Annotated in this window: 12 protein-coding genes; 6 read left to right on the top strand and 6 right to left on the bottom strand. The window is 66.2% G+C overall.

The window, feature by feature from the left end:
• Positions 1–83 precede the first annotated feature (83 nt).
• Positions 84–824, bottom strand: a complete 741-nt coding sequence (locus AUP43_RS03120) for a DUF1194 domain-containing protein (protein ID WP_067552555.1) — start codon at positions 822–824, stop codon at positions 84–86.
• A gap of 136 nt (positions 825–960) precedes the next feature.
• On the opposite strand from AUP43_RS03120, the gene AUP43_RS03115 reads away from it, so the two are divergent.
• Together AUP43_RS03115 and AUP43_RS03110 are read left to right on the top strand one after the other, a co-directional pair.
• A complete protein-coding gene (locus tag AUP43_RS03115; RefSeq protein WP_067552552.1) occupies positions 961–1,296 on the top strand; it encodes an antibiotic biosynthesis monooxygenase family protein in 336 nt (111 codons plus the stop codon).
• A gap of 2 nt (positions 1,297–1,298) precedes the next feature.
• Entirely contained in the window at positions 1,299–1,700 is a 402-nt protein-coding gene (locus AUP43_RS03110) for a hypothetical protein (protein WP_067552549.1), read from the top strand.
• Positions 1,701–1,718: 18 nt separating this feature from the next.
• Here AUP43_RS03110 and AUP43_RS03105 read toward each other — a convergent pair whose 3' ends face one another.
• A complete protein-coding gene (locus AUP43_RS03105) occupies positions 1,719–3,410 on the bottom strand; it encodes a peptide ABC transporter substrate-binding protein (RefSeq protein ID WP_067552546.1) in 1,692 nt (563 codons plus the stop codon).
• A gap of 129 nt (positions 3,411–3,539) precedes the next feature.
• On the opposite strand from AUP43_RS03105, the gene AUP43_RS03100 reads away from it, so the two are divergent.
• Entirely contained in the window at positions 3,540–4,280 is a 741-nt protein-coding gene (locus tag AUP43_RS03100; RefSeq protein ID WP_067552543.1) for a TerC family protein, read from the top strand.
• 61 nt (positions 4,281–4,341) lie between these two features.
• Here the strand turns inward: AUP43_RS03100 and AUP43_RS03095 are convergent, their stop codons facing one another.
• Complete coding sequence (locus AUP43_RS03095) at positions 4,342–5,013, bottom strand: orotate phosphoribosyltransferase (protein WP_067552540.1); 672 nt, start codon at positions 5,011–5,013, stop codon at positions 4,342–4,344.
• Between the two features lie 79 nt (positions 5,014–5,092).
• On the opposite strand from AUP43_RS03095, the gene AUP43_RS03090 reads away from it, so the two are divergent.
• Genes AUP43_RS03090 through AUP43_RS03080 form a run of 3 tightly spaced genes read left to right on the top strand, consistent with a single transcriptional unit; the run spans position 5,093 to position 7,117 of the window.
• Positions 5,093–5,851: a hypothetical protein gene (locus tag AUP43_RS03090; RefSeq protein WP_157089215.1), complete on the top strand. Its 759-nt coding sequence runs from the start codon at positions 5,093–5,095 to the stop codon at positions 5,849–5,851.
• A 52-nt stretch (positions 5,852–5,903) separates the two neighbouring features.
• Positions 5,904–6,707: an enoyl-CoA hydratase/isomerase family protein gene (locus AUP43_RS03085; RefSeq protein WP_067552534.1), complete on the top strand. Its 804-nt coding sequence runs from the start codon at positions 5,904–5,906 to the stop codon at positions 6,705–6,707.
• A 20-nt stretch (positions 6,708–6,727) separates the two neighbouring features.
• Positions 6,728–7,117, top strand: a complete 390-nt coding sequence (locus AUP43_RS03080; RefSeq protein WP_067552532.1) for a Crp/Fnr family transcriptional regulator — start codon at positions 6,728–6,730, stop codon at positions 7,115–7,117.
• A 59-nt stretch (positions 7,118–7,176) separates the two neighbouring features.
• Here the strand turns inward: AUP43_RS03080 and AUP43_RS18905 are convergent, their stop codons facing one another.
• From AUP43_RS18905 to AUP43_RS03070, 3 genes are all read right to left on the bottom strand, one after another.
• Positions 7,177–7,347, bottom strand: a complete 171-nt coding sequence (locus tag AUP43_RS18905) for a hypothetical protein (RefSeq protein WP_157089214.1) — start codon at positions 7,345–7,347, stop codon at positions 7,177–7,179.
• A gap of 263 nt (positions 7,348–7,610) precedes the next feature.
• Entirely contained in the window at positions 7,611–8,390 is a 780-nt protein-coding gene (gene cysQ, locus AUP43_RS03075; RefSeq protein ID WP_067552529.1) for a 3'(2'),5'-bisphosphate nucleotidase CysQ, read from the bottom strand.
• On the bottom strand, positions 8,387–8,717 hold a 331-nt coding region (locus tag AUP43_RS03070), incomplete at its 5' end, for a molybdopterin cofactor-binding domain-containing protein (protein ID WP_157089213.1). The genes AUP43_RS03070 and cysQ, both read right to left, overlap by 4 nt.

Genomic DNA, 8,717 nt, shown 5'->3' with positions numbered 1-8,717 from the left:
CCCGGAAGGGGAGAGGGATGCTGGAGCTTGGCGACAGCCTAGCGAAAGCTGGGTGAGGGGAGACCATCCCACCCCATCCGCGCCTACTCCCTGCGCGCCAGCCCGCGGCCGGTTGGGCCGGAATCGGCGATTTCGCGGATCAGTTTTTGCAGCAGCGCCTCGCGCATATGGGCGCGGCTGTCGGCGACGATGACGAAGGCGCCGAAGCCCCCGATCACCTCGTTGCGGTAATGCGCGTCCAGCGGCTGGCCCATCGGGCCGCGCAGCATGCCGTCCTTGTTGTTGATCGCCAGCGCGTTGATGGTGATGTCCTCGTCCAGCGCCGCCGCGCGGATGGCGGCCAGCGGCATGCCGTTCATCTGCGGCCCGTCGCCCGACACGTCGATCACCTTGCGCGGCGCGGTTATGCCGCTCTCGCGGATCATCCGGGCGGAATAATCGATGGCGTTGCTGATCGAATTATAGCCATAGGCCTGGCGCGGGGCCGCCAGGATGGCGGCGGCGAAGCCCTCGGCCGAGGGCTGGTCGCGGATCACCGTCCAATCGACGATGGTGTGCTGCGAGCTGGGCGCGCCCCACTCCATCAACAGCACGGCGATGGCTCCGCTATAGCCGGACTGGATGGCCTGCACCACGCGCGGGTCGCTGATCGCCTGGGCATAGCCCTCGCGTTGCAGCTTGAACTCATCCTCGTCGATGGAGCCGGAGCCGTCGGCCGCCAGGACCAGCAGCAGATCGACATCGGCCGGGGCGGCCCGCGCCGGCGACAAGGCGGCGGTGACGCAGAGGCCGAACAGCGTAAGCCAGACCAGGACGAACCGCATGATCACTCCCCCGCCATATTATCAGCGCCATATTAGCAAGTGGCGCGCGGCTGCGCCGGGTCAAGCCGGCATTTGACCGGGCGGGGCGCTGCGGCTAAACCGGGACGGAATTTTTCCGGGCATCAGCGAGGCATGCATGGTCGTCGTCATCTTCGAAGTCTATCTCGACCCCGCCAAGGGCAACCGCTATTTCGATATCGCGGCGGCGCTGAAGGCGGAGCTGCAACAGATCGACGGCTTTGTCTCGGTCGAGCGCTTCAAGAGCCTGGTGACGGAAGACAAGTATCTCTCGCTCTCCACCTGGCGCGACGAGGCGTCGGTGGAGGCCTGGTACCGCACGGTCGATCACCGCGCTGCCCAGAAGGAAGGCATCGCCGCGCTGTTCACCGACTATCGAATCCGCGTCGCCGGGGTGATGCGCGACTATGACATGGCCGCCGGTCGCCCGGCGCTGGCCGGATTGGGGGCGTAGGGATGACTCGCCGGGCGCTTGCGCTTCTGGCGTTGTCGCTTCCAGCCGGCCTGGCGCTGTCTCCGGCATTGGCCCAGGACACCAGCGGCGCCAAGGTGCTGATGCGCTCCACCGCGCCCTATAATGATGTCGGCGTGCTGTCGCCGGAGCTGTCCACCTTGTGCACCCAGGGGCTGTTCAACCAGCAGACGCTGAACCGGCTGACCATCGAGTTCATCGGCCCGGTCGGCGCCGGCGTGCTCGGCATCGCCAAGGGCGATGGCTGGAATTTGAAAGATCCGCAGCGCCGCGCGGATAGGACCGCCAGCTATTTCTTCCTGCGCGACGGCACCTCGGGCTGCGAGGTGTATTATTTCACCCCGGCGATGAAACAGAAGAAGGACGCCGGCCAGCCGCTGCAATAGGCGGCGGAGAGCGGCGGTCTACTCCGCGCCCCAATTCTCCACCCACAGCGTCGTCGGGTACTGGTGGCCGGTCGGCTCCAGGCCGGTCAGCCAGCTCGGCATGATGTAGGCGTCGGCGCGAAAATAGAGCGGCAGGGCGGGCAACTCCTCGGCATAGATCGTCTGCATGCGCGACCACATCGGGCGGCGTTTTTCCTTCTCCAGCACCAACTCGATTTCATCGATCAGACGATCCATTTCCGGATTCCGGAACCCGGGATTGTTCTGGCCGCTCCAGCCATTCTCCGCCGAGGGGATTTCCTTCGAATGCAGGGTCGAGCGCGGCACCGATTCCGGGGCGCTGATCCAGGCATACATGGCCAGGCCGGTGAATTTGCGCTTAGTCACCGTCTCGCCGAAAAACACCCGCGCCGGCTCGTTGCGGATGCGGATATCGATGCCGAGCTGCCGCCACTGCGCCTGCAAGGCCTGCTGCACCAGCTCGCGCGAGCGGTTGCCGGCGGTGGTCATGAATTCCAGCGACAGCCGCTCGCCCTTGGCATTGTGGCGGATGCCGCCGCGCTTCTCAGCCCAGCCCGCCTCGTCCAGCAGGGCGGCGGCGCGCTTGGCATCGAAGCCGTAGGTCGGGATGCCCTCATCGTGAATCCAGTCCAGCGGGTTCACGTTGGAATGGGCGACCGGCTGCTTGCCGCCAAACAACTGCTGGCTGATCGCCTGCCGGTCGATGCCCAGCAGCAGCGCCTGGCGCACCCGCCGGTCGGCCAGGATGGGGTTGTCCAGCATCACGTCGATATGCTCGTAGACCAGGCCGGATTTGTAGACGACCTTGAAGCGCTCGCCCTGGCGTTTCTCGAACGCCACCGCCTGGTCGACCGTCAGCCCCAGCTCGCCGGCGATATAATCGATCTCGCCGGACAGGATATTGGCCTCCAGCGCCGCGGTATTCTCGATCACCCGCACCACGATGCGCTTGAAATGCGGTTTCTTACCCCACCAATGGGCGTTCGGCTCCAGCACGATATGCGCGCCGGGGGTGACCTGGGTGATGCGGTAGGGGCCGTTATACAGGCCGGGGTTGGTCGAATCAGTGTCGTACAGCGTGCGCTGGCGGTATGCCGCCGGCTCGGCCAGCGGCTTTTCCTCCAGATGCGCGGGCAGGATCTGGAAATCGTTGATCGCCGCGAAATCGAATCCCAGCCGGTCGGCGACGATGGTGAAGGTCTTGTCGTCCGCCACCTCGATATCCAGCATGCGGCGGAACTGCTCCTGGTTGGAGACGCCGACCTGCGGCGTGAGCCCCAGCTTCCAGGTGAAGACCACATCCCTGGTCGTCACCGGCGTGCCGTCGCCCCATTTGGCGTCGGGCTGGATGGTGTAGGTCAGGCGCACGCCCTTCGTGCCGCCGGCGTCGTTCGGCTTGTCGAGATCGAAGGGGACGGCGCGGCCATTCTCCAGCGTCGGCAGCTCGGTGCAGAGCAGGCAGGCGAGCTGCCAATCCTTGTCGTAGGTGGTGAAGGGCCGCCTGGCCATCGCCAGCACGTAGGATTTCGCCATCATGGCGTCGATCAGCGGGTTCAGCGTGGAGGGAAACTGGGTGATGCCGATGACCAGCTCGTCCTTGCCTTTCGCCGCCGCCGGCTGAATCAGGCCCAAAGGGGCGATTCCCAAGGCGAGGAGCATAAGAACCGCCAGCCGCATCAATCCCGTCATCAAGGCTTCTCCGATTTTGCTTAGCGTCAGGGCACAAAACGACTATAGCAGCCGTTGCTTGTTTCGACAGGGTGCGGTGCTAACTCTTCGCCGCCGCCGCGCCCACCAGACCTACGCCAGGGAGATTTCATGATCGAGCTGCTGAGCGACCCGCAAGCCTGGATTGCCTTCGCCACCTTGGCCTTCCTGGAGATCGTGCTGGGCATCGATAACATCATCTTCATCGCCATCGTCGCCGGCCGCCTGCCGGAAGCGCAGCGCCGCCGCGCCCGGCAGATCGGCCTGGGGCTGGCGCTGGTGATGCGCCTGGCGCTGCTGAGCGTGATCACCTGGATCGTCGGGTTGACCGCGCCGGTCTTCACGCTTGCGGGCTTCGAGGCCTCCTGGCGCGACATCATCCTGTTCGTCGGCGGCCTGTTCCTGATCTGGAAGGCGACCACCGAAATCCACGGCACGGTGGAAGGCGAACATGGCGAGGGCAAGGACAAGGTGGCGTCCAGCTTTGCCGCCGCGATCGGCCAGATTCTGGTGCTCGACGTGATCTTCTCGCTGGATTCGATCATCACCGCCGTCGGCATGGTGGACGATCTGCGCATCATGGTTGCCGCCGTCATCGTCGCGGTCGCGGTGATGATGTTCGCCGCCGGCCCGGTCGGCGAATTCGTGCAGCGCCACCAGACGGTGAAGATGCTGGCGCTGGCCTTCCTGCTGTTGGTCGGCCTGGCGCTGGTCGCCGACGGGCTGCATTTCCACATCCCGAAAGGCTACCTCTACTTCGCTATCGGCTTCTCGATCCTGGTCGAGGCCCTGAACCTCGCCGCCAGCGCCCGCCGCAAGCGCAAGGAGGCGGAAGCGCAGGCCGGGCATTGAGTTCTCTATCCGTCACCCCCGGCACAAGGCCGGGGGTGACGGTCTGAGAGAGCAGCGACCCTTACCCCTTCGCGCGGTTCTCCGCCCAGCCATCGGGGTCGGCGAGGAAGCTGCGGACCTGGTCGAGCTGGTCCTTGGTGTAGCCGCGCCGTTCGGCGGCCAGCAGCACGTCGGCCCAGGTGGCCAGCTCGTGCAGGGCGACGCCCTGCTCGGTCAGCTTGGCGACACCTTCCGGGAACACGCCGTAATGGAACACGACGAAGCAATGCGCGACTTCGGCGCCGGCGGTGCGCAGCGCCTCGACGAAGTTCAGCTTGCTGCCGCCATCGGTTGCCAGATCCTCGACCAGCAGCACGCGCTGGCCGTCATGGATGGCGCCCTCGATCTGCGCGTTGCGCCCGAAGCCCTTGGGCTTCTTGCGCACATAGAGCATCGGCAGGCCCATCCGCTCGGCAATCCAGGCAGCGAAGGGGATGCCCGCGGTCTCGCCGCCGGCCACCGCGTCGAAGCCCTCGAAGCCGGCGATGCGGCCCATCTTCTCCACGCCCATATCCATCAGCTTGGCCCGCGCGCGTGGAAAGCTGATGATCTTGCGGCAATCGACATAGACCGGGCTGAGCCGCCCGGAGGTAAAGGTGAAGGGCTCTTCGGGGCGAATATGGATCGCCTGGATGTCGAGCAGGATATCGGCGGTTATCTCCGCCGGAGTCATCTGGTAGGAAAGGTCGGTCATTTGGGCCTCTTGGGAGTTCGCGCCAAGACAGCCCAGGTTGCGTCCGCCGTCAAGCACCTGTCACAGAGGATCGGACAGAATGAGCAGGCCTTCCCTCTTCGCCCGCCCGTTGAGCGGGGCCAACGCCCGCGCCAATGCCTATCGCGGCGAGTTGAAGGGCATTATCGCGCGCCATCGGCGGCACAGCGCCGCCTGGGCCCCGCACCTGGCGGAAAGCAAGGGCATCGTGCGCGACGCCATTACGCAATGCCGGGGGCGTGACCGGGCGGTGGTGCTGGGCTCCGGCCCGCTGCTCGATGTGCCGCTGGACGATTTGCTGGCGGCCTTCAAGGAGGTGGTGCTCGTGGATATCGTCCACCCGGTGCCGGTGCGCCTGCGCGGGCTGCTGAGCCGGCAACTGCATGTGCTGGCCGCCGATCTGACCGGCATCGGCGCGCAGCCGCTATCGACCGAGCGGCGCTACGATCCGCCGGCCCTGCCGCAGGCCGATCTGGTGGTCTCGCTGAACCTGATGTCGCAACTGCCCATCGTGCCGCTGAACCTGATGGAGCGCCAAGGCGTGTCGGAGGCCGACCAGGACAAGTTCGCCAAGCGGCTGGTCATGGCGCATTACAAATGGCTGCGCGCGCAAGCCGGCCAGATATGCCTGATCACCGATGTCGAGCGCATCGCCTATAATCTGGACGGCGAGGCGGTGATGCGCTTCGACCCGCTCTATGGCCTGAAACTGCCGGACGGCGGCACCGAATGGGAATGGCGCATGGCCCCGGTGGGCGAGATCGCCAAGGATGGCAGCCTGCATCACCGGGTGCGCGGCTATGCGGACCTTGCTGGCTAGGCTGGCTGCTTCTAGGCTGCGGGCATAAAGCCAATAAAGTCGAGGAACGCCGATGTCCGATACTCCCCCCTCCACTCCGGCTCCCGTCGTGCTGGTCGAGCGCAAGGACCATGTCGCCATGGTCACGCTGAACCGGCCGGAGAAGCTGAATGCGCTGAACAAGGCCATGTGGATCGGCGTGCGCGACGCCTTCCGGGAGATTTCCGCCGATGACAGCGTGCGCTGCGTGCTGTTCACCGGCGCCGGGGAGCGCGCCTTCTGTCCCGGCGCGGATATCTCCGAGTTCGAATCCGCGCGCGCCGACGCCGCCCAGGCGCGGGACTACGGGCACCTGATGGACGAGACCATGGGGGCCATCGCCGACTGCCCGCATCCCGTCGTGGTGATGATCAAGGGCATCTGCGTCGGCGGCGGGCTGGAGCTGGCCAGCATGGCCGATCTGCGCATCTGCCAGGAAAGCAGCCGCTTCGGCGTGCCGATCAACAAGCTGGGCCTGACCATGGGCTATAAGGAGATCGCGGCGCTGATCGGCCTGGTCGGCAAGACCAATGCGCTGGAGATTCTCTACGAAGCCCGCGTGTTCGGCGCGGCCGAGGCGAAGGAAAAGGGGCTGGTGAACCGCGTCGTGCCCGACGACAAGATCGAGGAGGAGGGCTGGGCCTGCGTCACGCGCATCGTCGATGGCGCGCCGTTGGTCAATCGCTGGCACAAGAAGTTCGCCCGCCGGCTGGAGCAGCCCGCCCCGCTGACCCAGGCGGATTACGACGAGGGCTACGATTCCTTCGACACGCAGGATTTCCAGACCGGCTACAAGGCGTTCCTGGCCAAGCGGAAGCCGGTTTTCGAAGGCAGGTAAGAGGGCCAGAAGGAGGGCGCGTGGAGGCGTTCGAGGGCCATCATTTCTCCGCCGGCACGATCATCCTGCATCAGGGCGCGCGGGCGGAGGCCGCCTATCTGGTCGAGAAGGGGTCGGTCGAGGTGGTGCAGACGGTCAGCGGGCGCGAACTGACCATCGCGCGCCTCGGTCCCGGCGCGATCTTCGGCGAAATGGCGTTGCTGGAAGGCCGGCTGCATGGCTCCAGTGTGCGCGCGGTCGAGGATTGCGTCTGCGCCGTGGTGCCGGAAAAACTGTTCTGGCGGCTGCTGGAGGAAGCCAACCCCTTCATCCGCGCCATGCTCACCCAGCTTTCCCGCAGCCTGGCGCGGACCACCCGCCAGACCGCCGACCTGCAAGCCATGCTCGGCATGGGACGGGCCGAGGAGTAGGGGAACGCCTCTTTTCCCTTGCCAAACTCAGGCATGACAGGGGTGGAGGAGCCCGGCGTTCAGTTCAGGAACAGCAGATAGCCGCCGACCAGGATGGCCCCCAGGGCTATCCAGATAACCGCATCCTTCCAGAAGTCGGAATTCAGCCGGCGGCGGAAATAGAAGGCCGGTCCGATCAGCGCCAACAGCAGCACCAGATAGACCAGCCGCATCCAGTCGCTTTCCGTCATCGCCCCATTCCCCACCGATGTTTTGTTATAGGCGCGCCGGCCAGACGGATGCCGACCACTCCAGCTTGCCCCATCCGCGCCCGCAAGCCTAGCCGCTTGGCGTGAGGGGAAAGGACACAGCTGCGCTTGCGAGGTTGCGCAGAGTAGCGGCTTCTTCCAGCCGTCATTCAGTTGGCGGAAGCATGGCCCCCCGCAACAAGTGCGGGGGTGACGGTCTGGGAAGGGGCAGTGAGGGGCGTTAACATCGCCGGGCGAGCCCCGCCCTACCGGCCGCGGACGACGAATTCCGGGTTCAGGAAGTTCGGTTTGCCGTAGGGCAGGGGCGTGCCGTCCATCAGGTCGACGCGGCCGCCGGCGGCGAGGACGATGGCGTGCCCGGCCGCCGTGTCCCATTCCGAGGTCGGGCCGGTGCGGGGGTAGAGGTCGGCCGCGCCCTCCGCCACCAGGCAGAATTTCAGCGAGCTGCCGGCTACCTTCTGGTCCTTCATCGGCACGGTCTTGAGATAGGCTTCCAGCGCCGGGTTGCGGTGCGAGCGGCTGGCCGCCACCGTCAGCCCATCGGCGGGGGCCGGGCGGGCCTGGATCGGGCGTTCGCCGGCGGAATCCCGGCAACCGGCCCCCTGGCCCGCCCCCTGGCCCATTACGCCCCAATAGAGCACGCCGGTCACCGGCACCAGGATCACCCCCAGCACCGGGACGCCCCGGTCGATCAGGCCGATATTCACCGTGAATTCGCCATTGCGGTTCACGAATTCCTTGGTGCCGTCCAGCGGATCGACCAGCCAGAAACGCCCGCCGGTCACGTCGGGACGCACGCCGGCGGCGTAGGATTCCTCCGACACCACGGGGATGTCCGGGGCCAGCGCCTTCAACCGCGCGACGATCAGATCGTCCGCCGCCCGGTCCGCCGCCGTCACCGGGGAGCCGTCCGCCTTGCCTTCGACGCTGAAACCGTCGCGGTAGAAGCCCAGGATCACCTCCCCGGCCTCCAGCGCGATGTCCTTGACCGTCGGCAACAGGGCTGGGAGATCGAGACCGCTCACTCCGCGGCCTGGGCGTAGCGGCCGTGAATCGCCTGCCAGATCACCTCGGCGGTGGCCGGCATGTCGATATGGTCGACGCCATATTCCTGCAGCGCGTCGACCAGCGCGTTGATGACGGCCGGCGGCGCGCCGATCGCCCCGGCCTCGCCGCAGCCCTTGATGCCCAGCGCGTTGGTGGTACAGGGCACGTTGTGCATGTCGAAATCGATGAACGGCACCAGATCGGCGCGCGGCAGGCAGTAATCCATGAAGGAGCCTGTCAGCAGCTGTCCGCTCTCGCTGTCATAGACGGTGCGCTCGTACAGCGCCTGGCCGATGCCCTGGGCG

This window comes from Oceanibaculum pacificum, from assembly GCF_001618175.1.
Taxonomy (GTDB): Bacteria; Pseudomonadota; Alphaproteobacteria; order Oceanibaculales; family Oceanibaculaceae; genus Oceanibaculum; species Oceanibaculum pacificum.
Note: the sequence above shows the minus strand (reverse complement) of the source record. Positions and strands in the feature narration are given on the sequence as shown.

Bases quoted from the DNA above. Each gene is read 5' to 3' on its own strand.
- AUP43_RS03120 (WP_067552555.1), bottom strand. From the start codon at position 824: ATGCGGTTCGTCCTGGTCTGGCTTACGCTGTTCGGCCTCTGCGTCACC.
- AUP43_RS03115 (WP_067552552.1), top strand. From the start codon at position 961: ATGGTCGTCGTCATCTTCGAAGTCTATCTCGACCCCGCCAAGGGCAAC.
- AUP43_RS03110 (WP_067552549.1), top strand. From the start codon at position 1,299: ATGACTCGCCGGGCGCTTGCGCTTCTGGCGTTGTCGCTTCCAGCCGGC.
- AUP43_RS03105 (WP_067552546.1), bottom strand. From the start codon at position 3,410: ATGACGGGATTGATGCGGCTGGCGGTTCTTATGCTCCTCGCCTTGGGA.
- AUP43_RS03100 (WP_067552543.1), top strand. From the start codon at position 3,540: ATGATCGAGCTGCTGAGCGACCCGCAAGCCTGGATTGCCTTCGCCACC.
- AUP43_RS03095 (WP_067552540.1), bottom strand. From the start codon at position 5,013: ATGACCGACCTTTCCTACCAGATGACTCCGGCGGAGATAACCGCCGAT.
- AUP43_RS03090 (WP_157089215.1), top strand. From the start codon at position 5,093: ATGAGCAGGCCTTCCCTCTTCGCCCGCCCGTTGAGCGGGGCCAACGCC.
- AUP43_RS03085 (WP_067552534.1), top strand. From the start codon at position 5,904: ATGTCCGATACTCCCCCCTCCACTCCGGCTCCCGTCGTGCTGGTCGAG.
- AUP43_RS18905 (WP_157089214.1), bottom strand. From the start codon at position 7,347: ATGACGGAAAGCGACTGGATGCGGCTGGTCTATCTGGTGCTGCTGTTG.